Annotated in this window: 20 protein-coding genes; 5 read left to right on the forward strand and 15 right to left on the reverse strand. The window is 70.2% G+C overall.

Going from position 1 to position 26,470, the window contains the following annotated elements:
- On the forward strand, positions 1 to 600 hold the full coding sequence (locus NKJ47_RS13670; protein WP_254458402.1) for a hypothetical protein: 600 nt from the start codon (positions 1 to 3) through the stop codon (positions 598 to 600).
- A 61-nt stretch (positions 601 to 661) separates the two neighbouring features.
- Here NKJ47_RS13670 and rtcA read toward each other — a convergent pair whose 3' ends face one another.
- The 3 genes from rtcA to NKJ47_RS13685 all read right to left on the reverse strand — a co-directional run bounded on the left by rtcA (position 662) and on the right by NKJ47_RS13685 (position 5,352).
- On the reverse strand, positions 662 to 1,681 hold the full coding sequence (rtcA, locus tag NKJ47_RS13675) for an RNA 3'-terminal phosphate cyclase (RefSeq protein ID WP_254458403.1): 1,020 nt from the start codon (positions 1,679 to 1,681) through the stop codon (positions 662 to 664).
- A 95-nt stretch (positions 1,682 to 1,776) separates the two neighbouring features.
- Entirely contained in the window at positions 1,777 to 2,997 is a 1,221-nt protein-coding gene (locus tag NKJ47_RS13680) for an RtcB family protein (RefSeq protein ID WP_254458404.1), read from the reverse strand.
- A gap of 807 nt (positions 2,998 to 3,804) precedes the next feature.
- Entirely contained in the window at positions 3,805 to 5,352 is a 1,548-nt protein-coding gene (locus NKJ47_RS13685; protein ID WP_254458405.1) for a VWA domain-containing protein, read from the reverse strand.
- A 184-nt stretch (positions 5,353 to 5,536) separates the two neighbouring features.
- On the opposite strand from NKJ47_RS13685, the gene rtcR reads away from it, so the two are divergent.
- Positions 5,537 to 7,147: an RNA repair transcriptional activator RtcR gene (gene rtcR / locus NKJ47_RS13690; RefSeq protein WP_254458406.1), complete on the forward strand. Its 1,611-nt coding sequence runs from the start codon at positions 5,537 to 5,539 to the stop codon at positions 7,145 to 7,147.
- 215 nt (positions 7,148 to 7,362) lie between these two features.
- On the opposite strand, the gene NKJ47_RS13695 is transcribed toward rtcR, so the two are convergent.
- From NKJ47_RS13695 to NKJ47_RS13750, 12 genes are all read right to left on the reverse strand, one after another.
- Positions 7,363 to 7,851, reverse strand: a complete 489-nt coding sequence (locus tag NKJ47_RS13695; protein ID WP_254458407.1) for a transcriptional repressor — start codon at positions 7,849 to 7,851, stop codon at positions 7,363 to 7,365.
- A gap of 16 nt (positions 7,852 to 7,867) precedes the next feature.
- The gene (gene gltX, locus NKJ47_RS13700) at positions 7,868 to 9,274 is read right to left on the reverse strand and encodes a glutamate--tRNA ligase (protein WP_254458408.1); all 1,407 of its coding nucleotides are present in this window, start codon (positions 9,272 to 9,274) and stop codon (positions 7,868 to 7,870) included.
- 162 nt (positions 9,275 to 9,436) lie between these two features.
- Positions 9,437 to 10,321 (reverse strand): carbon-nitrogen hydrolase family protein, encoded by an 885-nt coding sequence (locus tag NKJ47_RS13705; protein WP_254458409.1) that lies wholly within the window; start codon positions 10,319 to 10,321, stop codon positions 9,437 to 9,439.
- A complete protein-coding gene (locus tag NKJ47_RS13710) occupies positions 10,318 to 10,923 on the reverse strand; it encodes a GNAT family N-acetyltransferase (RefSeq protein WP_254458410.1) in 606 nt (201 codons plus the stop codon). The genes NKJ47_RS13705 and NKJ47_RS13710 overlap by 4 nt, the downstream gene beginning before the upstream one ends.
- A gap of 465 nt (positions 10,924 to 11,388) precedes the next feature.
- A complete protein-coding gene (locus NKJ47_RS13715) occupies positions 11,389 to 11,826 on the reverse strand; it encodes a hypothetical protein (RefSeq protein ID WP_254458411.1) in 438 nt (145 codons plus the stop codon).
- Between the two features lie 22 nt (positions 11,827 to 11,848).
- Positions 11,849 to 13,207 carry a cell envelope integrity protein CreD gene (creD, locus tag NKJ47_RS13720; RefSeq protein ID WP_254458412.1) on the reverse strand — a complete coding sequence of 453 codons (1,359 nt, stop codon included), beginning with the start codon at positions 13,205 to 13,207 and terminating at the stop codon, positions 11,849 to 11,851.
- Positions 13,208 to 13,463: 256 nt separating this feature from the next.
- Positions 13,464 to 14,906 carry a two-component system sensor histidine kinase CreC gene (creC, locus tag NKJ47_RS13725; protein WP_254458413.1) on the reverse strand — a complete coding sequence of 481 codons (1,443 nt, stop codon included), beginning with the start codon at positions 14,904 to 14,906 and terminating at the stop codon, positions 13,464 to 13,466.
- Between the two features lies 1 nt (position 14,907).
- The gene (gene creB, locus NKJ47_RS13730) at positions 14,908 to 15,618 is read right to left on the reverse strand and encodes a two-component system response regulator CreB (protein ID WP_254458414.1); all 711 of its coding nucleotides are present in this window, start codon (positions 15,616 to 15,618) and stop codon (positions 14,908 to 14,910) included.
- Positions 15,619 to 15,676: 58 nt separating this feature from the next.
- The gene (locus NKJ47_RS13735; RefSeq protein ID WP_254458415.1) at positions 15,677 to 16,045 is read right to left on the reverse strand and encodes a YgiW/YdeI family stress tolerance OB fold protein; all 369 of its coding nucleotides are present in this window, start codon (positions 16,043 to 16,045) and stop codon (positions 15,677 to 15,679) included.
- Positions 16,046 to 16,141: 96 nt separating this feature from the next.
- A complete protein-coding gene (locus tag NKJ47_RS13740) occupies positions 16,142 to 17,575 on the reverse strand; it encodes an ATP-binding protein (RefSeq protein WP_254458416.1) in 1,434 nt (477 codons plus the stop codon).
- Entirely contained in the window at positions 17,572 to 18,237 is a 666-nt protein-coding gene (locus NKJ47_RS13745; protein WP_254458417.1) for a response regulator transcription factor, read from the reverse strand. The genes NKJ47_RS13740 and NKJ47_RS13745 overlap by 4 nt, the downstream gene beginning before the upstream one ends.
- 245 nt (positions 18,238 to 18,482) lie before the next feature.
- Complete coding sequence (locus tag NKJ47_RS13750; protein ID WP_254458418.1) at positions 18,483 to 20,417, reverse strand: GGDEF domain-containing protein; 1,935 nt, start codon at positions 20,415 to 20,417, stop codon at positions 18,483 to 18,485.
- 246 nt (positions 20,418 to 20,663) lie between these two features.
- Between NKJ47_RS13750 and NKJ47_RS13755 the strand changes: the two genes are divergently transcribed.
- From NKJ47_RS13755 to mfd, 3 genes are all read left to right on the forward strand, one after another.
- Positions 20,664 to 21,521 carry a 23S rRNA (adenine(2030)-N(6))-methyltransferase RlmJ gene (locus tag NKJ47_RS13755; protein WP_254458419.1) on the forward strand — a complete coding sequence of 286 codons (858 nt, stop codon included), beginning with the start codon at positions 20,664 to 20,666 and terminating at the stop codon, positions 21,519 to 21,521.
- A 226-nt stretch (positions 21,522 to 21,747) separates the two neighbouring features.
- Positions 21,748 to 22,290: a GNAT family N-acetyltransferase gene (locus NKJ47_RS13760; RefSeq protein WP_254458420.1), complete on the forward strand. Its 543-nt coding sequence runs from the start codon at positions 21,748 to 21,750 to the stop codon at positions 22,288 to 22,290.
- Positions 22,291 to 22,391: 101 nt separating this feature from the next.
- A complete protein-coding gene (mfd, locus tag NKJ47_RS20835) occupies positions 22,392 to 26,051 on the forward strand; it encodes a transcription-repair coupling factor (protein WP_254458421.1) in 3,660 nt (1,219 codons plus the stop codon).
- Positions 26,052 to 26,470: the final 419 nt, after the last annotated feature.

Consider the following 26,470-nt stretch of genomic DNA (forward strand, 5'->3'; position numbering starts at 1 on the left):
ATGAAGACCAATACGCTCTTTCTTTTCGCCGTGCTTGCACTGACCGCGGCCGCGCCCGCATCGGCCCAATACGCCGATGCCCAGGCACTGCACCAGGCAGCCAAAGGCGCGCGCTTCCAGATCGGCCGCAGTACCTACCGTCTGCTGCCCGATGCCACGGTGCGCACGGCGCCGCAGATGGCAGGCACCGGAACGCAACGCGCCCAGGTGGCTGCCGCCGATGGCGGCGGCACCGTCGCCGCCCGCGTCGGACCGTATGCCATCGTGCTCGGTGGCAATGCCCGCGCGGACACCGCAACGGCTACGCAATCCCGCGCAACGGACGCGACCGCGCTGCGCGCCGCGATCGACGAACGCAGCGGTCAGCCGGTGGTGGTCACCGGCAAGCTCAAGCTGTTCGGCACCACGCCGGATGTGGCCCGGGCACTGGCCCGCCGCAGCGGCGGCAGCGTGGTGTATGCCTCGGACGTCGATGGCAGCGCCATGATCGACTACGGTTCGGTCGACGCGGCAATGGCGGCATCCAGGCAACTCCAGGGAGCGCCGGGCACGCGCGAGGTCTCCATGGAGATCGTACAGGGCTTCAACCGCGCACTGTGATGCGTAGGCGGACCGCCCAGCGATGCTGGGCGGTCACAGCATGGCGGCAGTCCCCTCGCCCTCAGCTGGACACGACCACCCGCCACTGCTGCGGAGCCACCTGCTCCCAGGCAATCTCCACCGGCAGAAACTTCTCGATCAACCGGGCATTGCTGGACAGGTGCGCGCTGACCGTGTCGGTGGTGAAGGCGCCGCCGCCGGCCAGCGCCATCGGCAGCAGCAACTGATCGGCGAGATGCTCGCCGACGCAGGCGCCGCCGTCGAGGTAGCGTCGCACCTGCGCCGCCAGGCGTTCGCCGACCTGCTCGGCGGAGACGCCGCGCTCGCCGTGACCGGCGAAGACCTCCACGTGCGCCGCATGCCGCACCCGTACCAACGCGGTGTTGCCTGGCCCCATCGCCGGACGCACGCTGTGCACGTGGCGCGGGCTGGCGTCCACCCCGAGACGCTCGGCCAGCACCGCCAGTTCGCGCCGGCCGATCTTGCCGGACAGGCCCGAGACCAGCACCTGCGCCTCGAGCGCCTGCAACGCACCGCGTGCATCGAAGTCCACCTGCCGCAACTGCGCACAAGGCGCGATGCTGGCCCGCAGCGCGCCGCCGCCGGCCGGATAGAAGCCATGCCGGTCCAACGTCAGCCCCACGCTCACGCCCAGGCGCTGCAACGCCGGCAGATAGGTCTCGGCGAGGAAGTCGGCGCAGGGCGCCAGCGGGTTGTGGGTGCCGCCTTCCAGCGTCAGGCACGACGACGCACCGGCGCGCCACAGCGCCGGCAGCAGCGTCTGCAGCACCAGCGTGGTCGAGCCGGCGCTGCCGGTAGCGAAATGGTAGTCGCCGGGCACGACCGTTCCCGGCTCGAACCGTAGCGTGGTCGCGCCGAGCTGCGCGCCGTGGGTGCACGCCTGGCCGACCGCGGCCGCGGCAACGACCGCGGTCAGGTGCTGGCGCATCAGGCCCGGCCGCGGACGTGCGCCGCGGATGTTGAAGAAAGTAAAGCCGATCCCGGTGCACAGGCTCAGCGTCAGCGCCGTGCGCAGCAGTTGCCCGCCGCCCGCGGCGCCATCGAGTTCGATCATGTCCATTGCAAAACAATCCATCGTTGAAAGCCCCGTGCAGACAAATCCGCACGGACGATCGGCACCGGCCGGCAGCACGGCACGCCGGCCGGCACCTCTTGCTACCCCTTGACGCACACCACCTGCCGCAGCGTGTGCACGATCTCCACCAGGTCGCGCTGCGCGGCCATCACCGCCTCGATCGGCTTGTAGGCCGCCGGCGACTCGTCCACCACATCCTGGTCCTTGCGGCACTCCACGTGCGCGGTGGCCTTGGCGTGTTCGTCGACGCTGATGCGCCGGCGCGCCTCGGTGCGGCTCATCACCCGGCCGGCGCCGTGGCTGCAGCTATGGAAGCTGTCCGCGTTGCCGAGCCCGCGGACGATGAAACTCTTGGCCCCCATGCTACCGGGAATGATGCCCAGTTCGCCCTTGCGCGCGCTGACCGCCCCCTTGCGGGTCACGAACACGTCCTTGCCGAAGTGATGCTCGCGGCTGACGTAGTTGTGGTGGCAGTTCACCGCCTCGGCCTGCGCCTCGAACGGCTTGGCGATCACCGTGCGGACCGCCTCGACCACGCTGCGCATCATGATCTCGCGGTTGATCCGCGCATAACGCTGCGCCCAGTCCACCGCGAACACGTAGTCCCCGTAGTACTGGCTGCCTTCCGGCAGGTAGGCCAGGTCCTGGTCCGGCAGGTTGATCATCCAGCGTCGCATCTCCTCCTTGGCCAACTGGATGAAGTGGTTGCCGATCGCGTTGCCCACGCCGCGCGAGCCGGAGTGCAGCATGAACCACACCCGCTGCGTCTCGTCCAGGCACATCTCCACGAAGTGGTTGCCGGTGCCGAGCGTGCCGAGATGCTGCAGGTTATTGGTCTTGCGCAGGCGCGGATGGCGCTCACAGATCAGCGCGAAGTCGCTGGCCAGCTGCGACCAGCCGTCCACTGTCGCGCCCGGCGGGGTCTGCCACGCGCCCTTGTCGCGCGCGCCGGGCGTACGTCCATGCGGCACCGCGCGCTCGATCGCGCTGCGGATCGGCGCCAAGTTATCCGGCAGATCGCTGGCGACCAGCGAGGTGCGCGCGGCGATCATGCCGCAGCCGATGTCCACGCCCACCGCGGCAGGCACGATCGCGCCGATCGTCGGCACGACCGAGCCGACGGTCGCGCCCTTGCCCAGGTGCACGTCCGGCATCACCGCGATCCAGCGATGAATGAAGGGCAGCTTGGCGATGTTCTGCAGCTGCTGGCGCGCCTCGTCCTCCAGCGGCACGCCGCGGGTCCACAGCTTGATCGGCGCCGCTCCCGGCTGCGCGATGACGTCGTACTGTTCGGTATTCATGGTGTTGCTCCTTGTGCAACGAATCTTCAAATAAAAAGCGCGGTGACGAGGAAGGGTGGAACCTTCCGCATGGCGGCTCTGCCGCCACGCGGCCGGGACTTGAACCCGACCCATGAAGGGCTACCAGATGGAGTTCCACCTGCATTCACCGCAAAAACCAACGCATCGCCTCACGCGGCAAGTCCGTCTGCGGAACGATCGCTCTACCGCTGAGCTACCGCCAACCGGCGGGCGGGATTCGAACCCGCGACCGATGGAGTCCCGCCTGCATCCGCCAGGCAACGCGCATAAAAGGACCGACGACGTCCACGACAAGAGAGATGGAACGTTCCCGCTCTATCCAACTGAGCTACCACCCCATCGAAGGGTGGACGGGACTCGAACCCGCGACCTGGAGCTTAAAAGGCTGTAGTTCCATCGGCATTCGTGGACGCCGGCGGCGAAACCGGGAAGCGGCAACTGCCGCCTCCATCAACTGAAATCCTGCGTCTCCTGCAGCCCGGCGGGCCCCATTGCCCGCCGGGTCCATCGCTTCCATGCAACGCACACAACAAGACCGACGACGTCCGCGACAAGAGGGATGGAACATTCCTGCTCTACCAACTGAGCTACCAACCCCATCCCTGGGGTGGGCGGGACTCGAACCCGCGACCTGGAGCTTAAGAGGCTGTAGTTCCATCGGCATTCGTGGACGCCGGCGGCGAAACAAGGAGACCGCCATCGCCGCCTCTTTCAACTCGCATCGTGTTTCTCCCTCAGCCCGGCGGGCCCCATTGCCCGCCGGGTAAACCTTGCTTTCGGCCTGCCTCACACCACGATCGACCCGATCCGCTCGACCCAGCGCTTGGCGCCTGCGCCTTCGGCCGCGAACGTGGCCAGCAGGTCGAACACCGCGTCGCTGAAGCCGCCGACATGCAGGATGTCGGCGCGCTCGACCGTCTGACTGGTGGCCACAGGCTGCAGATCGATGCAGACCATGCGCGCCTGCGGACACCGCGCCTTCAACTCGGCCCAGGCCTGCATGGTCGCGGTCGCGCCGCTACGGGTGTCGCGCCAACTCTCGTTGTCCGACACCAGCACCAGCAGGTCGACGGGCGCGCGTTGCGCGTTCAACTGCAGCAACGGCGCGCTGACGCTGGTCCCGCCACCGCACAGGGCGGCCAGTTGCTGCGCCTGGGCGATCACGTCCTGGCGTTGCCGCAAGCGCAGCGACCGCACCTGGGTGTCGAACGGCAACACCGTGGCGCGCGGATTGACCCGCTGCACGCAGGCCGCGATCAGCGCGGCGACATCCACGCAGCGCACGCTGCTGCTGGCGCCACGGCGGAAGCCGGTCACCGGTGCGGCCATCGACCCGGACACGTCCACCGCGACCACCACCTTGCCGTCCAACCGCGGCACCTGCCGCGTCGCGATCTCCATCGCGTCGCGCAGCGCCTGGCCGATCTGCGGCGGCAACTGGCTGGCCGCGGTGCTGGCCACCAGCAACTGGTACGGAAACACCCGGGCGCGCTGGATCTGCGCCGGATCGCGCAAGCGTGCCGCCACCTGCGCCACCATCGCCGGATCCTCGAACACTCCATGCCGCGCGAAGGTGTTGAGGTTCATGCGCAAGGTCTGCCACGAGGCGTTCCGTGCCAGCGCCGCCCAATGCGCCGCGGTCAGCGGCAAGGCGGTGTAGTACTGGAACGGCAACTCCGGCAACGCCCCCGAGGGGGCGCGCTTGAACGCCTCGTACGCCTGCAGCATCGCCGGCAGCGCGTCCTCGCGATACGGCTTGCCCACGACCCACGCGTACAGCGCCTCGCGCTCGGCGTCGGCCGGCTTCGGGTGGACCATGCGGATCACGTCGGCCAACGACGGCTGCTGGCCGATCGCTGCCTGCACGATGGTCTGCGCCGAGGCCTGCTGCAGCCACTGCCGAACCAGGCGCTTGGGCCGCGACCCCAGCGACTTGCGCCCCAGTTGCCCGCTGCGCACGATCTGCACGAAGTTGCGCAGCAGGCGGCCGTTGTCGATCACCCGCGGGAAGGCCCGTGCGAACAGGTCCGGATCGCGGGTGGTCAGCGTGGCCAACAACAATGCCGGCATGTCCTTCATGTGCGCGACCTGACGTGCGTAAATCGCGGTCTGCGCGACGAAGGCCGGATCGACCTGCGCGCACAGCCCGAGCACCTGCTGCAGCTGCAGCTCGGCGCCGGCATGGAAGGTGCCGTTCAAGCAGCCGGTAGCCGCGTACAGCGCCAGCGCCGCCTGCGGCGAACGCGCATAGGCGGCGCCGCCCGCGTCGTTGCGCACGGTCGCCGGTGGCAACAGCGCGCCACGCGAGGACGAGAACAAAGTGATGTTGGCCATCTCAGGCTCCTGGCGGGAACGGCCCGCGTTGGTAATGCCCAGGTATCGCAATGGCCGTGCCAACTTTCCCAAAAAACATTTAATACATTGATTTAAAAGAAATAATTTCCAATCGACAAGACCCAGCTGCTTGCCCTACAGTGGATATTTATATAAATTCAGCGAAATTCTTATAAGGATGGATATGGACAAGCCACAGGTGGTGTTCGGCATGCTCGGCACCCAGCTGGATGCGGGCAGCGGCCCCGGACGCTGGGAGAAGTGGCGCCCGACGGTGGCGCTGGGGATGCACGAGGACTTCCTGCTCAGCCGCCTGGAGCTGCTGACCGACCTGCGCCGCTACCAGAAGCTGGCGCAGCTGGTGAGCGAGGACCTTGGCCAGGTCTCGCCGGAGACGCAGGTGCAGCTGCACGACACCTACCTGGCCGACCCCTGGGACTTCGAAGGGGTGTACGCCACCCTGCACGACTTCTTTGCTGGCTATACGTTCCGCCCGGACGAAGAGGACTACTACCTGCACATCACCACCGGCAGCCACGTCAGCCAGATCTGCGGCTTCCTGCTGACCGAGAGCCGGCACTTCCCCGGACGCCTGCTGCAGACCTCGCCGCCGCGCAAACAGGGCAGCGGCGAGGCCGGCGCCTACACCGTGATCGACCTGGACCTGTCGCGCTACGACCGCATCGCGCAGCGCTTCCAGCAGCAACAACTGCAGGACCGTGCGCTGCTGAAGAGCGGCATCGCCACGCGCAATGCGGCGTTCAACCGCATGATCGAACAGATCGAGACCGTGGCCACGCGCTCCAGGGCGCCGATGCTGCTGATGGGACCGACCGGCGCCGGCAAGAGCCAGCTGGCCAAGCGCGTGTTCGAACTGAAGAAGCTCAAGCACCAGTTGCCTGGGCGCTTCGTCGAGGTCAACTGCGCCACCCTGCGCGGCGACGGCGCCATGAGCGCGCTGTTCGGCCACACCAAGGGCGCCTACACCGGCGCGGTCAGCGACCGCCCGGGGCTGCTGCGCTCGGCCCACCAGGGCCTGCTGTTCCTCGACGAGATCGGCGAGCTCGGCCTGGACGAGCAGGCCATGCTGCTGCGGGCGCTGGAGGAGAAGCGCTTCCTGCCGGTCGGCAGCGATCGCGAGGTGGAGAGCGAATTCCAGCTGATCGCCGGCACCAACCGCGACCTGCACCAGCACGTCGCGCAAGGCCGCTTCCGCGAGGACCTGCTGGCACGCCTGAACCTGTGGACCTACCACCTGCCCGGCCTGGCCGAACGCCGCGAGGACATCGAGCCGAACCTGGACTTCGAACTGGAACGCTGGTCGCGCGAACAGCACCAGCGGGTGACCTTCAATCGCGAGGCGCGCAGCCGCTACCTCGCCTTCGCCACCGGCGCCGAGGCGCGCTGGCACGGCAACTTCCGCGACCTCAGCGCCTCGGTGATGCGCCTGGCGACGCTGGCCAATGCCGGACGCATCCAACTCGAGCTGGTGGAGGAGGAAATCGAGCGCCTACGCCGGCAATGGCGCGACGGCACCCCACCCTCGCCGCTGGATGCCCTGCTTGGCGAGGCGGCGGCGCACCTGGACCGCTTCGAGCGCGTACAACTAGAAGACGTGGTCCGGGTCTGCGCGACGGCAAAGTCGCTATCGCAGGCAGGACGTGAACTGTTTGCCGTGTCGCGCACACAGCGCGCCAGCACCAACGACGCCGACCGCCTGCGCAAGTACCTGGCGCGGTTCGGCCTGGACTGGGAGCAGGTGCGCGAGGGCGGGCGCGCCGCGGTGCAGGACTGAGTGATCGCCCGACCACCTCACGCGTTCGGGCATGCGACCCTGCGAGACACGAAAGGGCCGCAACCGGGCTGGCCAAGAAAACGCAGTGACGGAACCACCCTACCCGCGGCGGCGCAACACGCAGACCCCGCGCGTGCGACAGCCAGGCTCAGATCAATCGAACGCCCTGCCCTGTCTGCCCGGTCGCCACGCAGCGCCCAGCAACGTGCGCCGGCTCAGCCCGCGCACTTCGCGCAAAGACCGTGCACTTCCAGGGTCTGCGCCTGCGGCTGGAACCCCAGCGCCTTGGCGCGCTGCTCCAGTTGCGCGACCACCTCGCGGTCCTCCAGCTCCACCGCGCTGTGGCAGCGGTCGCAGATCAGGAACGGCACCGAATGCTGAGCACTGCTCGGGTGGTGGCAGGCGACGAAGGCGTTGACCGACTCGAGCTTGTGCACGAAGCCGTTGGCCATCAGGAAGTCCAGCGCGCGGTACACGGTGGGCGGGGCGTCGGCGCCCACGCCCTTGCCTTCGCGCACCCATTCCAGCAGGTCGTAGGCCTTCACCGGGCGCCCGGCCTCGGCGATCAGCCGCAGCACGTTGGCACGGATCGGGGTCAGGCGCAGACCGCGCTCGCGGCTCACCCGCTCCACCACCTTGACGAAGTCGGCAGCGTCGTGGACGTGGTGGTGCGGCTCGGTGCAGGCGGTCTTCTTGCTGGACATGGCGGTCTCCCGGGAATCAGCTTCCCGCTGGGATCTTGATGAGCGCGGCGTCGATGCGTTTCAAGGCCTCGTCGCGACCGGCCAGGTAGACGGTCTGCGAGATGTCCGGGCTGACCTGGGTGCCGGTGATGGCCACGCGCAGCGGCTGCGCCACCTTGCCCATGCCGATCTCCAGCGCCGCGGCGGTATCGTGCAGCGCGGCGGCGACGCCCTCCAGGCTCCACTGCGGCAGCGCCGCCAGCAGCTCCCGGGCCTTGCCCAGCGCCAGCTCGGCGCCCGGCTTGAGATGCTTGGCCACCGCCGCGTCGTCGTAGCGGGTCAGCGGGCGGTACCAGACCTCGGCCTTCTCGGCCATTTCCTTCAGGGTCTGCACGCGCTCGCGCAGCGCCACCACCACCTCGGCCGCGGCCGGGCCGGCGGCCGGGTCGATGCCGAGCTTGCGCAACTGATACTCCAGCTGCGGCGCGATCGTGGCCGGATCGTCGCTCTTGAGGTAGTGCTGGTTGACCCAGCCGAGCTTGGCCATGTCCAGGCGCGCGGCCTTGGAATTGACGTCCTTGACGTCGAACAGGTCGATCAGCTCCTGGCGCCCGAACAGTTCCTGGTCGCCGTGCGACCAGCCCAGCCGCGCCAGGTAGTTGATCAGCGCGTGCGGCAGGTAGCCGGCATCCTTGTACTGCATGACGTCGGCCGCGCCGGTGCGCTTGGACAGCTTGGCGCCCTGCTCGTCGAGGATCATCGGCATGTGCGCGAACTTCGGCACCGGCGCGCCCAGCGCCTGGTAGATGTTGATCTGCCGCGGGGTGTTGTTGATGTGGTCGTCGCCGCGGATCACCTCGGTGATGCCCATGTCCCAGTCGTCCACCACCACCGCGAAGTTGTAGGTGGGGTAGCCGTCGGGACGGAAGATCACCATGTCGTCGAGCTCGCTGTTGGCGATCTCGATGCGGCCCTTGATCAGGTCGTCGAACGCCACCACGCCCTCGGTCGGGTTCTTGAAGCGGATCACCCGGTTGGGATCGTCGCGGTGCGGCAGGTTCAGTTCGCGCGCGGCGCCATTGTAGCGCGGCTTCTCCTGCCGCGCCATCGCCGCTTCGCGCATGGCGTCCAGTTCCTCGCGGGTCTCGTAGGCGTAGTAGGCCTTGCCCTGCGCCAGCAACTGCTCGGCGACCTCGCGATACCGGTCCAGGCGCCGGGTCTGGTAGATCGGGCCTTCGTCGTAGTCCAGGCCCAGCCACTCCATCGCTTCCAGGATCGCGTCGATCGCCGCCTGGGTGCTGCGCTCGCGGTCGGTGTCCTCGATCCGCAGCACGAATTCGCCGCCGCGGTGGCGTGCCTCCAGCCAGCAGTACAGCGCGGTACGCGCGCCGCCGATGTGCAGGTAACCGGTGGGACTGGGGGCGAAACGGGTGCGGCAGGCCATGGAACGCTCGAAACGACGGGAATCGGGCGATTTTACCTTGCCGTGGCGGCGCCTGCTGGCGCCGCGGGATTCGGGAGTGGGGATTCGGCAGTGGTGCAAGCGGCTTGGTGCCGAGGGGACAGATCCTGGCGAGCCGTCTGCGCAGTCGCAGGGGACTTCCCGCTACGCGAAGCGGCTCAGCTCCGCGCGCACCACGGCCGGGGCCAGTTGCCCGCGCCAGTCGCGGTCGTTGGCCACCTGGGCGTTGCCGCGGCTGGCCTCGAACGCGGCGAAATCCAGCTCGGCGATCGCCCAGACCTGCTCGCCGCGGGTCTGCGCGACGATGCCGTCGGCGGGGAAGCCGGCGTCCATCGGTGCGTACAGCGTCGCCTCGCCGGTGTTCACGTCCAGCGCCGGGCTCCATTCGGCGACGCCGGCGGTCACCGACTGGGCCACGAAGATGCGGTTCTCCAGCGCCCGCGCCAGGCACCCCACGCGCACGCGGGTGGCGCCGGCCTCGGTGTCGGTGCAACTGGGCACCACCAGCAGGCGCGCGCCGGCTTCGTACTGCGCGCGCACCGGCAGCGGGAACTCGCTGTCGTAGCAGACCGCCACGCCGGCACGTACGCCCTCGGCCTCGAACACCTTCAGCGCCTCGCCGCCGTCGATCAGGCCGGTGGCCTTTTCGAAGCCGGTCAGCTGCAGCTTGTCCTGCCAGCCGTGGCCGCCGTCGGGGGTGAACCAGTAGGCGCGATTACGGTAGCGCCCCTGCCCGCCGTCCAGCAGGAAGCTGCCGGCGACCACGTGCAGGCGATGGCGCCGCGCCAGGTCGGCGAACAAGGCCATGTACGGCGCATGCAGCGCCTGGATCGCGGCGAGAGAGGCCGGCAGCCGCGCCGACACGGCCGTGCCGAAGGTCGCGGCCAGTTCCAGCGACAGGTACTCGGGCAGCACCGCCAGCTGCGCGCCGGCCCGCGCGGCCTCGCCGAGCAGCACGGCCTGCTTGTCGGCGAAGGCGGCGAAATCGGCGGGCGCGCCGATCGGATACTTGGCGACGGCGACTTTCATGCGGCAGGCTCCAACGCACGGGTCCAGAAACCCAGGGTATGCGGCGTTTCGCCGCGGTCGACCTCGTTCCACGGCAGGTGCATGCGCAAGGCCGGCTGCGGCTGGTAGCCGCGCTTGCGCCAGAACGCATCGTTGCCGCGATAGTCCGGCGGCCGCCGCGGATCGTCGGGCGCCCGCTCCACCGAACAGAACGCGGTCAGGCGGAAGCGGCCGAGATCGCGCGCGTGCGCCTCGCGCCCGTCGAAGAAGGCGTGGCCGACGCCGCGACCGCGGTACTGCGGCGACAACACCGATTCGCCGAAATAGAACACCTCGGCCGGGTCGATACCGCTGCCGGCGAAGGCCGCGGCGAAGGCGTCGGCGTCGTCGGCCAGCGGCAGCCCGGTGGAGGCGCCGACCACCCGCTCGCCGTCGCTGGCCAGCACGAACACGCTGTCCGGCGAGGCGGCATAGGCGGCCAGGTAGTCGCGTTCGTAGCCGAGGTCGCCGTCGTAGAGGTAGGGCCAGTCGCGGAACACCGCGATGCGCAACTGTGCGACCGCGTCCAGGAACGGCACGATCCCGGCGCCGCGCAGGCGCTGAATGGAGAGCGGAGAGTGCATCCGTGCACTCTACCGCAAGCGTTTCCCTGGCGCTGCCTGCCTGGCGATGCCCTTGCCATGCGCGTCCTTGCCGCCTCCCTGCGCGGGCGTCCTGCCCGTGCCGTGACGCATGCGTTTCCTTGCGCTATCTGCCTAGCGATGCCCTTGCATGTGCCTCCTTGCCGCGTCCCTGCGCAGGCGTCCTGCCCGTCCCTTGACGCATGCGTTTCCTTGCGCTGTCTGTCCGGCGATGTCCTTGCGTGCGCGGCCTTGCCACTGTCCCTGCTTGGGCGCCCTGCCTGTCCTGTGCCGCATGCGCCTCTTGCACTGCCTGCGTGGCGATGCGAGTGCGCACGCCCTTGCCGCTTCCCTGCACCCGCGTCCTGCCCGTCCCGTGACCGACGATGGCGTCCTGCCACCACCGGCATGGCTGACGCCGATGGCCATCGGGCCGGCCATGGTCGCGGTCGACGTGGGCGCCCGGCCTCAGCGCCACCAGCGGCACAGCAGCGCCGCCTGCGCCGGCAGCACCAGGAGCCGCGCACGGCCCTGCGCCTCCCAGGTGACGAAGCCCGCTGTGGACGCATCGGCGGCGTCCTGCGCGCCCTGGCCCGCAGCCCAGGGCGCATCGCGACGTAGCGGGCGCCAGGGGCGATAGCGCCATGGCGCGGCGTCGCCAGCCAAGGCCGCACGCGCCTGCAGTGCGCTGGCCAACAACGTTGCCGCGTCGCCGGCCAGGGCGGCGCAACTGCGTTCGCTCAAGCGCAGCCAGAGGGCCCCGCCGCGGTCGGCGGCGGTGACCAGCGCGGCCTGCGCGCTGCGCGCCAGCAGCGTCGGCAGGTTGCCGGGGTGCAGGCCCTGGGTCTCCAGGGCGGCCGGCAACAGCGCCTGCAAACGGCGGTGCAGATGACGGTGCGCGAGCATGTCCGGCGCTCCTCGCGGCGGCTCAGCGCAGCGCCGCGCCGAGCGCGTACCAGTCGATCCGGCGGGTGATCCACATGATCGCGCCGAGGACGCCGAACAGCAGCAGCGAGCCCATCAGCAAGGCGTTGTCTTCCGAGGCCAGCAGGCCGTACAGCGCGCCGTACAGCGCGGTCAGCATGGCGGCGAAGCCGGCCGCGCGCAGGCGGCTGCGCAACACCCCGGACAGATAGAAGAACTGCAGCCCGATACAGGCCGCCGCCGAGACCAGATACGCCTGCCAGAACGGGATATGCTCGGACAGGCTGAGCAGCAGCAGGAAGAAGATCGCCAGCGCCAGGCCGACCAGCAGGTACTGCAGCGGATGGATCGGCAAGCGCTTGATCAGTTCGAACAGGCCGAAGGCGACGAAGGTCAGCACCACGAACAGCAGGCCGTACTTGCTGGCGCGCTCGGCCTGGGTATACACGTCCACCGGGTCGACCAGGTCCACGCGCAGCGCGTCCAGGTCCTGGCCGCCGGATTCCGGAAGCGGCGACGGCGCGCGGGTCTCCAGCGCGGACTGCAGCTGCGCCTGCGCACCGGTCGCCAGCGACGACAGCGCCCAGCTCGCCTGGAACCCCTGCGCGCCGATGCGGCGCTCGTTGGGCAGGAAGCGGCCGCCGAACAGCGGATGCGGCCACGGCGAACTCAGCGCGATCTGATTGTCGTCGCCGACCGGCACGATCGACAGCGCCTGGGTGCCGTCGAGCACGAACTCCATCTGCACGTCGTGCAGGTCGGCGAGCCGCCCCTGCTGCGCATCGTGCAAGGCCGGCAACAAGGCGTGCACGCCCTTGGAAAGGTTGGCCAATCCCTCCGAGCCCGGCTGCAGCGGCAGCGCGCGGCCATCGGCACGCAGGTTCGGCGTGCCGACCAGCCCGCGCACGTCCTGCAGGCCGATCACCAGGTACGGCGTGCCATAGCGGCGGCGGTCGGCGGCGGCGTAGTCGAGATCCTCGAACTCGGCCTTCAGCCGCGCATGCCAGCTGTAGACCTGCACCTTGAACAGGCCGATGCGGCGTTGCGACGGTTTCAGTTCGCCTTCGACCTGCAGCCGCCGCGGCGCCTGCAGCACGTAGCCGCTCTCGGTCTCGCGCTTGGTCACGCGCTTGCCGTCGGCATCGAGCACCGCGACGTCGCGCTCCTGGGTCCACGGGATCACCCGCAGCGGGCCGAGCAGACGCTGTTCGCCGGCCTTGCTCTGCGACACCCGCTGCACCGCCTCCTCGCGGTAGTGCTGGCGGTCTTGCACGGTGCCGCGAATCATCAGCAACGGGATCAGCAACAACAGGATCAATCCGCCGATGGTGGCGAATCGCAGGAGCAGTTTCAGGGACGTCATGGCCGCCTCGCGTGTTGGGAGGGCGCCAGGATGCTGTCGCTGCGTGGGCGGGGTTTGAGGCGAATTTGAAGTGGGTGTGAAGTGGGAGGATTCGGGATTCGGGATTCGGGATTCGGGATTTGGGATTGGGGATTGGGGATTGGAACGCCGGCGTACTTGCGACGCGGCGTGCGCCCCACTGTGGGAGGGACTTCAGTCCCGACGCGGGAACGCCGGCACCCCACATCCAGCGTGCCCTCGCGCGAATCGATCCTGCTCAGGCCAGCGGCAACGCCAGGCAGGCCACCGCACCGCCGCCGTCGCGGTTGCGCAGGCTGGCGTCGCCGCCGTGCAGGCGCGCCACCTCGCGCACGAACGGCAGGCCGAGGCCGGAGCTGCGCTGGCCGGTGGCCGGACGCGGCAGCGAGTAGAAGCGCTCGAACACCCGCTCCAGCGCGTAGTCGGGAACGCCCGGGCCTGCGTCCTGCACCGACAGCCGCACGCGTGCGTCGGCGCCGCGTTCGGCGCGCAGCACGATGCTCGCGCCCTCCGGCGAGAAGGCGATGGCGTTGTCGAGCAGGTTGTGCAACGCCTGGCGCAGCAGGTAGGGATCGCCCGACACCGCCAACGCCGGGTCCAGCGCCTGCAGCTGCAGCTGCAGCCCGCGCGCCTGCAGCTGCGGCGCCAGCGCTTCGGCCAGGTCCGCGCACAGCGGCGCCAGCGCCACCGGCTCGCGTCGCTGCAGCCAGCCGTGCTGCTCCACCTCGGCCAGCGCCAGCAGCTTGTCGATGGTCTCGGTGAGGCGCTGCTGCTGCTCGGCGATGTTACGCACGAAGCGTTGCCGCTCCGGCTCCGGCAGCGGCTCCTGCAGCAGTTCCGCGGCGCCGCGGATCGCCGCCAGCGGACTCTTCATCTCGTGGGTCAGCGACTGCACGTACTGCTCGACGTACTGCTTGCCCTCCAGCTTGCGGCGCATGGTTTCCAGCGCGCGGCCGAGATCGCCGATCTCGTCGCGGCGCGGCGGCGGCGGCGGTACCGGCGCGCCGGCGCTGACCGCCTGCGCATAGCGGTTGAGCCGGCCGATCCCGCGCAGCAGGCCCCAGGTCATCAGGATCCCGATCAGCGCGGAGATGCCGATCAGCCAGGCGCCGCGCAACAGGATGCTGCGCTGGCTGGCGACGATGAAGGGTTCGATGCTGCGGTTGGGCTGGGACAGGGTCAGCACGCCGATCAACCGCCGCGGGTCGGCCGGGTCGTAGACCGGCGCGGCCACGTGCATCACCGTGTGGTTGGGGTCGCCGTCGGCCTCGGGGCTGGAGCGGGCGCCGTACTCGCCGCGCAGGGTGCGGTACACGTCGTTCCAGCGCGCGTTGTCGCGGCCGATGTCCTGCCCGCGCGAGTCGAACACCACGATGCCCGCCGCATCGGTGATGGTCACGCGGTAGTCGACGCTGTGCTTGGGGAAGCGCCAGACCATCGCGCGCGGATCGCGACGTTGCGCGGCGGCCAGGTCGCGGGCGAAACCGCCGCTGCCGATGCGCCCGTCCTTGAGATCCTGCGCGGCCATCTGCGCCAGCACGTTGGCCGCGTCCACCAGGGTCGACTCCATCGCTTGGCGCACCCCCGGCTTGACCTCGTTGACGAACACCCGCATCACGAAGAACGCGGCCACGCCAACGATCAGGAAGAACCCCAGGAACAGCTTCAGCCCCAGCCGCACCTCAGGCCTCCAGCGCGTAGCCGAGCCCGCGGTGGGTGCGGATCGGGTCGCGCGCGGCGCCAGCCGCGCGCAGCTTGGCGCGCAGGGTCTTGATATGGGTGTCGACGGTCCGGTCGGCGCTGTCGGCGCTGCTGTCCCAGCCGCGGTCCATCAGTTGCGCGCGGCTGAGGATGGCGCCGGGGCGCTGCAGCAACGCCGCCAGCAGCGCGTACTCGTAGCGGGTCAGGTCCAGCGGTGCGCCGCGCCAGCGGATGCGGCGGCCGTCGCGGTCGATGGCGAAATCGCCGTGCTGCTGCCAGCCGGCCTCGGCATCGCCGACGACCGCCGCCGGGCGCCGCAGCCTTGCGCGCACCCGCGCGACCAGTTCGCGCGGCGAGAACGGCTTGGCCACGTAGTCGTCGGCGCCCAGCTCCAGGCCGAGCACGCGGTCGATCTCGTCGTTGCGTGCGGTCAGGAACAGCACCGGCACCTGGCTGAAACCGCGCAGCGTGCGGCAGACCTCGAACCCGCTCAGGTCCGGCAGGCCCACGTCCAGCACCACCACGTCGATGCCGCCCTCGCGCAACTGCGCCAGGGCCTCGCGCCCGAGCTGGCAGTGGCGCACCTGGTAGCCCTCGCTGCGCAACGCGTACAGCACGGTATCGGCGATGGCGGGTTCGTCCTCGACCACGAGGACACAGGCGGCGGCGGGCGTGGACATGCCGCGCAGCATAGCCGCAGCGCCCCCCGCTGCGCAGCGGGGCCCGGCGCGTGCGGCGGGCCGCGACGGCTCAGCGCAGGAAGCGCACTTCGTCCACGTCGACTTCGAGCGAACGCAGGTCCTTGTCGAGTTCACCCAGCAGCTCGACCTGGACCTTGTCGTCGAACGGGCGCCCGGCAGGCAGGCGATGCGCGTCGATCTCGACCTTGATGCTGCCGGTGGCGTCGCGGAAGGTATAGCGGTCGCCGCCGTCGTGCGAGACGATGCGCCCGCGCAGCACGACCTGCTGGTCGTCCTTGCCCTGATCGAGCAGCTGCTTGACCGTGGTCAGCTGCACGCTGCTGGGGCCGGTGTACTGGGCCATGGCCTGGCCGGCGGGCAGCGCGACAAGGACGGCGAGGACGGCAAGGACGCGTGCAGGCAGGATGGGCTTGCGCATGGGGGACTCCACTGAAAGATCATGGCCAATCGCCACGGAGGCCATGGGACCACGCGAAGCTGAAGCGAATCTGATGCCGGCCGCTGCCGACGCAGGTCAGGCCGCCCTGCCCTGCGGCAAGGTCGCTGCCACCGTCATGCCGGCGCCCTCGCCCGACGCGAACCGCAGGGTCCCGCCATGCAGGGCGACGATGCGCTCGACCAGCGACAGCCCCAGCCCGCTGCCCTGCGTGGCGGTACCCAGGACCCGGAAGAAGCGCTGGGTGATGCGCGCCAGATCGGCCGGGGCGACGCCGGGCCCGTCGTCGCGCACGACCAGGCGCACGGCCGTGACCGTGCCGGCGGCATCGCGCAACGCGCCGGCGTCGATGTGCACCTGCCCACCCTGGCGGCCGTAGCGCACCGCGTTGTCGAGCAGGTTGCGCAGCGCGCTGCGCAACAGTTCGCCATGCGCCCACACGCTGTCGACGGCCAGCGCCACCTCCAGGCGCATGCCCTTGGCCGCGGCCGCCGGCGCCAGTTCGGCCAGCAGGGTCTCGAGCAACGGCGCCAATGCCACCGTCTCGCATGCCAGGCTGCCGGCCTGGCGCGGTTCCAGCCGCGCCAGCATCAGCAGGTTCTCCACCAGCGCGGTAGCCCGGTCCACGTCGGCGCGCAGCATCGCCAGGGGCTGCGCTTGCGCCGGGTCCGGCGCGTCGCCGAGGGTGCGCTGGATCAACTGGATCTTCATGCGCAGTGCCGACAACGGCGTGCGCAGCTCGTGCGCGGCGTCGGCGGTGAAGCGACGCTCGGACTGCAACGCCTCGCCGAGCCGCGCCAGCACGCCGTTGAGCGCATCCACGATCGGACGCACCTCGTCGGGCTGTCCGTGCGCCGACACCGTCCCCAGCGCCTGCGGCGACTGCCGGCCGATCTCCCGCATCAGCCGGTCCAGCGGCTGCAGCTGCCGGCGGATGACCCACCCGTTTAGCGCGGCCAGCAACGCCAGCAAGGCCAGCGCCGGCCAGACCAGGTTCTCGGCCATGTCCTCCAGCAACTCGCTGCGCTCCTCCAGCGGCTGCGCGACCTGCACGTACACGTCCTGCCGGGGCGCATGCAGCACGTACACGCGCCACAGCCGCTGCGCGTGCAGCACGGTGCGCGTGGCGTCCTCGCCGTGCACCTGGCGCGGCGCCACGAACGGCCGCGACGGCACCTCCTGCGAACGTCGCAGGACCGTGCCGTGACGATCGACGATCTGGTAGTACAGCCGCCCCCCGCCGATCGGCGACGCCGCAGCGTCGTCGTCCTGCGCAGCCCCCTGCAGCAGCCCGGGGCCGAACGCGGCGAGCAGGCGCGCGCTTTCCTCCAGGGCATCGTCGAACACGTCGCTGGTCTCGTTCCAGGCCACGCCGACGATGATCGCCAGGCTGACCAGCCAGCACGCGACGCTGGAACCCAGCGTGGTGGCGATCAGGCGCCGGCGCAGCGAGTAGCGCCGATCGGCGGCGGCGGCGTTGGCGCGGCCCCGGCCGCGCCCCCAACGGATCACGCCGATCCTCCCAGGCAATAGCCCTGGCGCCGGACAGTGGCGATCAGCGTGCTGCCGAGCTTCTTGCGCAAGTGCGAGATATGCACCTCGATCGCGTTGCTTTCCACCTCCTCGCCCCAGCCGTACAGCGCATCCTCGAGCTCGCCGCGCGCGACGATGTGGCCCTTGCGCGCCAGCAGCGCATGCAGGAGCGCATATTCGCGCGCGGTCAGCGCCACCACCTCGCCATCGCGGGTGACACGCTTGGCCACCGGATCCAGCGTCACCGCGCCGTGGCGCAGCAGCACGTACGGATCACCGCCGCTGCCGCGGCGCAACGCCGCGCGCACCCGCGCCGACAGCTCCTCCAGGTCGAACGGCTTGACCAGGTAATCGTCGGCCCCCAGGTCCAAGCCCTGCACGCGATCCTCCAGCGCATCGCGCGCGGTGATCAGCAGCACCGGCGTCCTCACCCGCGCGGCACGCAGCGCGCGCAGCACGGCATCGCCCTCGACCCCGGGCAGGCCGCGATCCAGCAGCACGCACTGGTAGGGCTGCGCCCGCAGCGCGGCGCGCGCCTCGTCGCCGCGGGTCAGCCAGTCCACGGTGTAGCCATCGAGCTTCAGCCATGCACGCAGGGTGTCGCCGAGCGAGAGATCGTCTTCTACCAGGAGGATGCGCATGGCGTCACCATAGCGAAAGAGGCGTGGAGTGGCCGACGACGCGACCTTGCGTGCCGCCGCCGGGCGGGGATGAAGGGCGTGCAGGAACCGCGCCGTACCGGGCCGGCATGGGCAGGCCACGACCGTCCGCACCTGCCAGGGCGGCGCCATGCGGCAGGGTGATCGACGGTTCTTAAGCGAATCTGACGTCGGCGACCGGACCCGCCCGTCGCGGCCACGTGCCTGGCGCAAGTGGACCCGGCGCGTCAGGCGCCGCGGCCGCCGCGCGTGCCCGCCGCGTCCGGCGGCGTCGCCAGCTCCACCCGATTGCGGCCGCCGTGCTTGGCCCGGTACAGCGCGGCATCGGCGCGCGCCAGCAGTGCCTGGCTGCTCTCGCCGGCGCCGGCCTCGGCGAGGCCGATGCTGACGGTCAGGCGCAGGCCCGGCACGATCGCATCGAACGACTGCCGTTCCAGCACCTCGCGCAGCAGCCCGGCCAGCTCCTGCGCCTCGGCGCGGGCCACGCTCGGCAGCAACGCCAGGAACTCCTCGCCGCCGGTGCGGCCGAAGCTGTCGCTCCTGCGCAGGCTCTGGCGCAGGGTCGTGGCGACCAGCCGCAGCACCTGGTCGCCCGCCGCATGGCCGTGCTCGTCGTTGATGCGCTTGAAGTGGTCCACGTCCAGCGCCAGCACCGACAGCGGCATGCGGCCGCCGCGCGGCAGCGCCGCCAGCGCGGCGTCCAGTTCGCCCAGGACCTGGCGCCGCGACGCCACGCCGGTGAGGCTGTCGATGCGCACTTCGCGGCGGGCGCCACGCAGGCGCCCGAGGGTCAGGAACAGCACGCCGCCGAGCACCGCCAGCAACAGCAGCAACACCCCCAGCAGCGCGCGGCGCAGGGTCGCCTCGCGCTCCATCGCGCGCAGCTGGTTGCGCTGGGTTTCGGCCTTCTGCGCCAGTTGCAGTGCCGCCAGGTCGCGCTCGCGGCTTTCCGACTCGGCGATCAGGAACTGCGATTGCTCGCGCTGCATGCGCGTATCCAGCTCCTGCTGCACGCGCATCTGCGCCTCGCGCGCATCCAGCGCCTGCCGCCATGCACCGAGCGCGCGCAGCGCGGTGGCCTTCAGGTCCAGCACGTCGCTGAGGCTGCGCAGGTCGCCGTTGGCGCGGTAGCCCTGCTCGGCCTGCGCGGCCAGCGCCAGGGCGGTTCGCGCGTCGCCGCTGCGCGCGGCGATCAGCGCATCCACGTAGTCGCGCCGCGCGCGCATCAGCCGCGTGGCGCCCATCGCGACCAGTTGCGCCTCGGCCTGCTGCCGCTGCGCTCGCGCCTGCGGCAGCTGGCCCAGCAAGGTGTTGACCCGGGCCGCACGCAGCAGCAACGACGCCTGCGAGCCCTCCTGCGGATGCCGGCCATGCAGCTCCGCCGCGCGCAGGTAGGCGGCCAGCGCCGCCGGCAGGTCGCCGCGCTGCTCGGCGATGGCGCCTTCGCGCTCCACCGCCAGCGCCTGCATGTAGCCGCCATCGCCGTGCCTGGCCCGCTGCAGGACCTCGGCGACGACCTCGTGCGACAGGTCCGGCAGGCCCATGTCCAGGTAGGCGTCGGCGACGCCGATCAGGGTCAGCAGCGCCACCCAGCCGCCATCGCGCTGCGCGTCGAGCCGGCGCAGTTCCTGCAACGTGCGCAGCGACTGCGCGTAATGGCCGGCATCGCGCTCGGCGAAGGCGCGCATGCGCAAGGCCGCCGCGCGCAGGCGCGGGAACCGCTGCGCGCTGGTCAACGCCAGGATCGTGGTGGCGGGCCGCAGATAGGCCGGACGCTGCCCGTCGTTGTACAGCGCGTAGGTCTCGCACAACAGGTACTCCAGGCGCACCTGCACATGCGCGCGCGCGACCGCGCCGCGCTCGCCGCGCCGCGCCTGCTCCACCGCCGCGGCCGGCCCCTGCGGAAAATGCTGGCAGTCGAAGGCGTCCAGGCGCGCGCGCCGCACCGGGTCGTCGGCGGGCAGCAATGCCTGCAGGCGCGCGTGCGCGACGCGGTAGGCCTGCTCGTCGGCGGCCATGTCCTTGCCGTGCGCACCGACGTCCTCGATCAGTGCATCGAACGCCGCGGCCTGCGCCGCGCGGGGAGTGGACGCCTCGGAACGGGAGGCGCCGAATGCGGCGAACGACAGCGCCAGCACACCGAACAACAGGGAAGAAGACATGGACATGCAAACCGTGGCACTCGCCGGCCGCCCCACGCGGCACTGGCACTGCGCACCCGAACGCTGCGACGACGCCTGCGCCCGGATGCACAGGCCCATCGTCCGCACCTCCCCACCATGCCCGGGAGGCACCGCGCGGCCGCCAGCGGCGGTCGCCGGGCTAGTGTACCGTGCCCGCGAACCGGCCCCGGGCCGGCATCGCCGCCAAGCATGGCCGGCTGGCGTGGCGCCCCGTACACTGCGCGGATGAATTACCGCCACGCCTTCCACGCCGGCAACCATGCCGACGTCCTCAAGCACATCGTGCTGTTGGCGCTGCTCGATGCGTTCAAGCGCAAGGACAGCCCGTTCTTCGTGCTCGACACCCACGCCGGGCGTGGCCGCTACCTGTTCGCCGCCAACGAGGCGCGCAAGACCGGCGAGGCCGCCGCCGGCGTGCTGCGGCTGATGGGCCAGCCGACCCTGCCGGAGGTGGTGGAACGCTACCTGCGCGCGGTGCAGGCCGACAATCCGGTGGGCGCCCTGGTCGCGTATCCGGGTTCGCCGCTGCTGGTGGCGCAGGCCATGCGCGCGCAGGACCGGCTCGCCGCCTGCGAACTGCAGGCCGAGGAAGCCGCGGAACTGAAGGCACTGTTCGCCCACGACCGCCGCGTGCAGGTACATGCCGGCGATGGCTATGCGGCGATCAAGGCGTTCCTGCCGCCGAAATCCGGGGCCAACCGGATCGGCCGCGGGCTGGTGCTGATCGACCCGCCCTACGAGGCGCAGGACGCCGAATATCCGCTGATCGTGGCCGCGCTGCGCGAGACCCTGGGGCGCTGGCCGCAGGCGGTGTGCGCGGTGTGGTACCCGATCAAGCAGCGCCGCAGCCTGCAGCCGTTCTTCCGCAAGGCCGCGGCCCTGCCGGTGGCGTCGGCACTGGTCGCCGAACTGCAGGTGCGTCCGGACGACTCGCCGCTGCGGCTCAACGGCAGCGGCATGCTGCTGCTCAATCCGCCCTGGCAGTTCGAGCAGACGCTGGCGCAAGCGCTGCCGCCGCTGAAGGCGCACCTGGGCGAAGGCGGCGCCAGCACGCGCCTGGAATGGCTCAAGCGCGAGGGGTGAGTTGCCGAGGCGCGCCCCCAGCAGCACACCGCCAGCAATACCGCCAGGCCGAGCCCGATCGCCGCGGACACGCGACGGCATGCGAAGTCGTCACCGTCGCCCATTCCCTTGGACGAAGCGCCACTGTCGCAAGACCGCCGCACCAGCACATGCGCAGGACGCTGCGTTCACGGGCGCGGGCGTCCGGTAATGCGAGAATCCAGGCTTCGTCCAGGATCATACGGCCATGGCTACCCGCAACCGCATGCCTCCGTGGCATGAAACCTTCACCCTGCCCAGTGGGCGCGAATTGCTGATCCGGCCGATCCGGCCGGAAGACAGCGCGCCGCTGCAGGGCGCGTTCGGCCTGCTCGGGCCGACCGAGATCCGCGAGCGCTTCCTGCATTCGATGCAGGAGCTGACCGAGGAAATGGCGCAACGCCTCACCCATCCCAATCCGAAGTCGGAGCTGATCCTGGTCGCGGCCGAACCGCTGCCGCCGGGCGAGGCCGTGGTCGGCGCGGTGGCGCGCGCGGCGATCACCCCGGGCACCCGCGAGGCGCAGTACGCGATCCTGGTCAGCAGCTTCGTCTCCGGCCAGGGCCTGGGCCGGCAACTGATGCGCAAGCTGGTCAAGTGGGCGCGCCGCAAGTACCTGGACCGGCTCTACGGCGACGTGCTCGAACGCAACGTGCCGATGCTTCAGTTGGCCGAGTCGCTGGGCTTCCAGCGCATGCCGCACCCAGACAATCCGGACCTGGTGCGGGTGGTGCTGGAACTGGGTAACTGAAAACTCGGGGCCCGGGACCCGGGAAAGCCAGAGCTCCGTCGGCGCCCCTGGCGCCTGCGCTTCCGGGTCCCCGGTCCCGACCTTGCTAAACTAGTTGGTCCATGCCGCCCCATTCCTTCCCCGTTCCGCCGCTGCCCAAGTCCGGCCAGCTCCGCGCGCACTGGCGCGCTCCCGCGTCCTCCACCGCATTGGCTTGGCACATCGCCTGCGCCGCGTCCGCGCATCGCGGACCGTTGCTGGTGGTGGCCCGCGACAACCAGAGCGCGCATCAGCTCGAAGCCGACCTGCATAGCCTGCTCGGCGACGATCCCAGCCTGCCGGTGGTGCCGTTCCCGGATTGGGAAACCCTGCCCTACGACCAGTTCAGTCCGCACCCGGACATCGTCAGCCAGCGCCTGGCCGCGCTGCACCGGCTGCCGACGCTGACCCAGGGCATCGTGGTGGTGCCGGTGCAGACGCTGATGCAGCGGGTGGCGCCATTGCGCTACATCGTCGGCGGCAGCTTCGACCTGCGCGTGGGTCAGCGCCTGGACCTGGATGCGGAGAAGCGCCGGCTGGAAAGCGCCGGCTACCGCAACGTGCCGCAGGTGATGGACCCGGGCGATTTCGCCGTGCGCGGCGGCCTGCTCGACGTGTACCCGATGGGCACCGACGCGCCGCTGCGGATCGAACTGCTGGACGAGGACATCGACTCGATCCGCGCCTTCGACCCCGAATCGCAACGCTCGCTGGATCATGTGCAGGCGGTGCACATGCTGCCCGGGCGCGAAGTGCCGATGGACGATGCCAGCGTGGAGCGGGTGTTGACCGCGCTGCGCGAGCGCTTCGACGTGGACACCCGGCGCAGTGCGCTGTACCAGGATCTGAAGGCCGGTCTGGCGCCGTCGGGCATCGAGTACTACCTGCCGCTGTTCTTCCAGGACGCGCGCGGCAGCAGCGGTGCGCGCGAAACCACCGCGACCCTGTTCGACTACCTGAGCGAGCGCGTGCTGCCGCTGATCGCGCCGGGCGTGGGCGCCGCCGCCGATGCGTTCTGGGCGCAGACCCAGGCCCGCTACGAGCAACGCCGCCACGACGTGGAGCGCCCGCTGCTGGCGCCGGAAGAGCTGTACCAGGCGCCGGACGCGCTGCGCGAGCGCCTCAACGGCCTGCCGCGCATCGACGTGTGGGCCGCCGACCACCCGCGCATCGACGAGGCGCAGGCGCTGGGCGACCAACCGCTGCCGCCGTTGCCGGTGGCGGCAAAGGACGCCGCGCCGGCAGCGGCGCTGAAGAGTTTCCTCGACCACTACCCGGGCCGGGTGCTGATCGCGGCCGACTCGCCCGGCCGCCGCGAGGCGCTGCTGGAGGTGTTGGCCGCCGCGGAGTTGAAGCCGGAGGTGCTGCCGAATTTCGCGGCCTTCCTCCCTTCTCCCAGCGGGAGACGCTGGCACGAAGCGCCGGATGAGGGGGCGGCGCTTGCGCGGGCTGGAGTGAAGAAGGCGGGTGCTTCGGCAAGTTCCACGGCTGCGCAGACGAACTCCACTAGCGGTCGGACCCTCACCCCAACCCCTCTCCCGGGGGGAGAGGGGCTTATCGCTGCGCGGTTCGCCATTGCGGTGGCGCCGCTGGACGACGGTTTCGCGCTGGAGGAGCCGCGCATCGCGGTGCTGACCGAGCGCCAGCTCTTCCCCGAGCGCGCCAGCCAGCCGCGGCGCAGCCGCCGCGTCGGGCGCGAACCGGAAGCGATCATCCGCGACCTGGGCGAACTGTCCGAGGGCGCGCCGATCGTGCACGAGGACCACGGCGTCGGCCGCTACCGCGGGCTGATCGTGCTCGATGCCGGCGGCATGCCCGGCGAGTTCCTGGAAATCGAATACGCCAAGGGCGACCGCCTGTACGTGCCGGTCGCGCAGTTGCACCTGATCAGCCGCTACTCCGGCGCCTCGGCCGAGACCGCGCCGCTGCATTCGCTGGGCGGCGAGCAGTGGACCAAGGCCAAGCGCAAGGCCGCCGAGAAGGTGCGCGACGTGGCCGCGGAACTGCTGGAAATCCAGGCGCGCCGCCAGGCCCGCGCCGGGCTCGCGCTGCAGGTGGACCGCGCGATGTACGAGCCGTTCGCCGCCGGCTTCCCGTTCGAGGAAACCCCCGACCAGTTGGCGGCGATCGACGCCACCCTGCGCGATCTGGCCAGCAGCCAGCCGATGGACCGCGTGGTCTGCGGCGACGTCGGCTTCGGCAAGACCGAGGTCGCGGTGCGCGCGGCCTTCGCCGCGGCCAGCGCCGGCAAGCAGGTGGCGGTGTTGGTGCCGACCACGCTGCTGGCCGAACAGCATTACCGCAACTTCCGCGACCGCTTCGCCGACTACCCGCTCAAGGTCGAGGTGCTGTCGCGCTTCAAGAGCAGCAAGGAGATCAAGGCCGAGCTGGAGAAAGTCGCCGCCGGCAGCATCGACGTGATCGTCGGCACCCATCGCCTGCTGCAGCCGGACGTGAAGTTCAAGGACCTGGGCCTGGTCATCGTCGACGAGGAGCAGCGCTTCGGCGTGCGCCAGAAGGAAGCGCTGAAGGCGCTGCGCGCCAACGTGCACCTGCTGACGCTGACCGCCACGCCGATCCCGCGCACCTTGAACATGGCCATGGCCGGCCTGCGCGACCTGTCGATCATCGCCACCCCGCCGCCGAACCGGCTGGCGGTGCAGACCTTCGTCACCCAGTGGGACAACGCGCTGCTGCGCGAAGCCTTCCAGCGCGAGCTGGCGCGCGGCGGCCAGCTGTATTTCCTGCACAACGACGTGGAGAGCATCGGCCGCATGCAGCGCGAGCTGAGCGAGCTGGTGCCGGAGGCGCGCATCGGCATCGCCCACGGACAGATGCCCGAGCGCGAGCTGGAAAAGGTGATGCTGGATTTCCAGAAGCAGCGCTTCAACGTGCTGCTGTCCACCACGATCATCGAATCGGGCATCGACATCCCCAACGCCAACACCATCGTCATCAACCGCGCCGACCGCTTCGGCCTGGCGCAGCTACACCAGCTGCGCGGCCGCGTCGGCCGCTCGCACCACCGCGCCTACGCCTACCTGCTGGTGCCGGACCGGCGCAGCATCACCCCGGACGCGCAGAAGCGCCTGGACGCGATTGCCTCGATGGACGAACTGGGCGCCGGCTTCACCCTGGCCACCCACGACCTGGAGATCCGCGGCGCCGGCGAACTGCTCGGCGAGGACCAGAGCGGGCAGATGGCCGAGGTCGGCTTCAGCCTGTACACCGAACTGCTGGAACGCGCGGTACGCAGCATCCGCCAGGGCAAGCTGCCGGACCTGGACGCCGGCGAGGAAGCGCGCGGCGCCGAAGTGGAACTGCATGTGCCGGCGCTGATCCCCGACGACTACCTGCCCGACGTGCATACCCGCCTGACCCTGTACAAGCGCATCTCCAGCGCCCGCGACAGCGACGGCCTGCGCGAGCTGCAGGTGGAGATGATCGACCGCTTCGGCCTGCTGCCGGACCCGGTGAAGCACCTGTTCGCGATCGCCGAACTGAAGCTGCAGGCCAACGCGCTGGGCATCCGCAAGCTGGAACTGGGCGAACATGGCGGACGCCTGGTGTTCGAGGCCAAGCCCAACGTGGACCCGATGACCATCATCCAGATGATCCAGAAGCAGCCCAGGCTGTACACGATGGACGGCCCGGACAAGCTGAAGCTCAAGCTGCCGCTGCCGGAGGCGGCCGATCGCTTCAATGCCGCGCGCGGCCTGCTCGCGGCGCTGTCGCCGCGCTGAGGCTGCGCGAACAGGAGTACCGGCGTGCCGATGTCGCGCCGGTCGGCCCGTGCCTCATGATTTCATGGATGTACCCGCGTTTTATTGATCGCGCTCCTGCGCAAGCGCAGCGCCTGCCGTAATCCCGTGTATTGATCGATCGAAACCAAAACGATTTAGGTTTGTGAAGTTACAAAGTCACACCTGGAAAACGCGTCGGCAGCGCGGCGTTTTTAATTCATAAAAATACTATCGCACTCGCAACATCGCGCCGGAAAACCGCCGCGGGGCGCAAAACACGCTGCCCTATGACATCGATTGCAGCGATCGGAAAAAAAAGTGTCTTGGACGCTAATTATTCCGCCGCACACGCCGATACCTAGCCCACGGAGAACGTTGCGACGCCTCGATGATTTTTATTCTCATCGAGCACACACGCC

Origin of the sequence: Xanthomonas sacchari, from assembly GCF_024266585.1 — a bacterium.
GTDB lineage: Bacteria > Pseudomonadota > Gammaproteobacteria > Xanthomonadales > Xanthomonadaceae > Xanthomonas_A > Xanthomonas_A sacchari_C.

Excerpts from the sequence above, each read along its gene's own strand:
- NKJ47_RS13670 (WP_254458402.1), top strand. The coding sequence starts at position 1 with ATGAAGACCAATACGCTCTTTCTTTTCGCCGTGCTTGCACTGACCGCG.
- rtcA (WP_254458403.1), bottom strand. The coding sequence starts at position 1,681 with ATGGACATGATCGAACTCGATGGCGCCGCGGGCGGCGGGCAACTGCTG.
- NKJ47_RS13680 (WP_254458404.1), bottom strand. The coding sequence starts at position 2,997 with ATGAATACCGAACAGTACGACGTCATCGCGCAGCCGGGAGCGGCGCCG.
- NKJ47_RS13685 (WP_254458405.1), bottom strand. The coding sequence starts at position 5,352 with ATGGCCAACATCACTTTGTTCTCGTCCTCGCGTGGCGCGCTGTTGCCA.
- rtcR (WP_254458406.1), top strand. The coding sequence starts at position 5,537 with ATGGACAAGCCACAGGTGGTGTTCGGCATGCTCGGCACCCAGCTGGAT.
- NKJ47_RS13695 (WP_254458407.1), bottom strand. The coding sequence starts at position 7,851 with ATGTCCAGCAAGAAGACCGCCTGCACCGAGCCGCACCACCACGTCCAC.
- gltX (WP_254458408.1), bottom strand. The coding sequence starts at position 9,274 with ATGGCCTGCCGCACCCGTTTCGCCCCCAGTCCCACCGGTTACCTGCAC.
- NKJ47_RS13705 (WP_254458409.1), bottom strand. The coding sequence starts at position 10,321 with ATGAAAGTCGCCGTCGCCAAGTATCCGATCGGCGCGCCCGCCGATTTC.
- NKJ47_RS13710 (WP_254458410.1), bottom strand. The coding sequence starts at position 10,923 with ATGCACTCTCCGCTCTCCATTCAGCGCCTGCGCGGCGCCGGGATCGTG.
- NKJ47_RS13715 (WP_254458411.1), bottom strand. The coding sequence starts at position 11,826 with ATGCTCGCGCACCGTCATCTGCACCGCCGTTTGCAGGCGCTGTTGCCG.
- creD (WP_254458412.1), bottom strand. The coding sequence starts at position 13,207 with ATGACGTCCCTGAAACTGCTCCTGCGATTCGCCACCATCGGCGGATTG.
- creB (WP_254458414.1), bottom strand. The coding sequence starts at position 15,618 with ATGCTGCGCGGCATGTCCACGCCCGCCGCCGCCTGTGTCCTCGTGGTC.
- NKJ47_RS13735 (WP_254458415.1), bottom strand. The coding sequence starts at position 16,045 with ATGCGCAAGCCCATCCTGCCTGCACGCGTCCTTGCCGTCCTCGCCGTC.
- NKJ47_RS13745 (WP_254458417.1), bottom strand. The coding sequence starts at position 18,237 with ATGCGCATCCTCCTGGTAGAAGACGATCTCTCGCTCGGCGACACCCTG.
- NKJ47_RS13750 (WP_254458418.1), bottom strand. The coding sequence starts at position 20,417 with ATGTCTTCTTCCCTGTTGTTCGGTGTGCTGGCGCTGTCGTTCGCCGCA.
- NKJ47_RS13755 (WP_254458419.1), top strand. The coding sequence starts at position 20,664 with ATGAATTACCGCCACGCCTTCCACGCCGGCAACCATGCCGACGTCCTC.
- NKJ47_RS13760 (WP_254458420.1), top strand. The coding sequence starts at position 21,748 with ATGGCTACCCGCAACCGCATGCCTCCGTGGCATGAAACCTTCACCCTG.
- mfd (WP_254458421.1), top strand. The coding sequence starts at position 22,392 with ATGCCGCCCCATTCCTTCCCCGTTCCGCCGCTGCCCAAGTCCGGCCAG.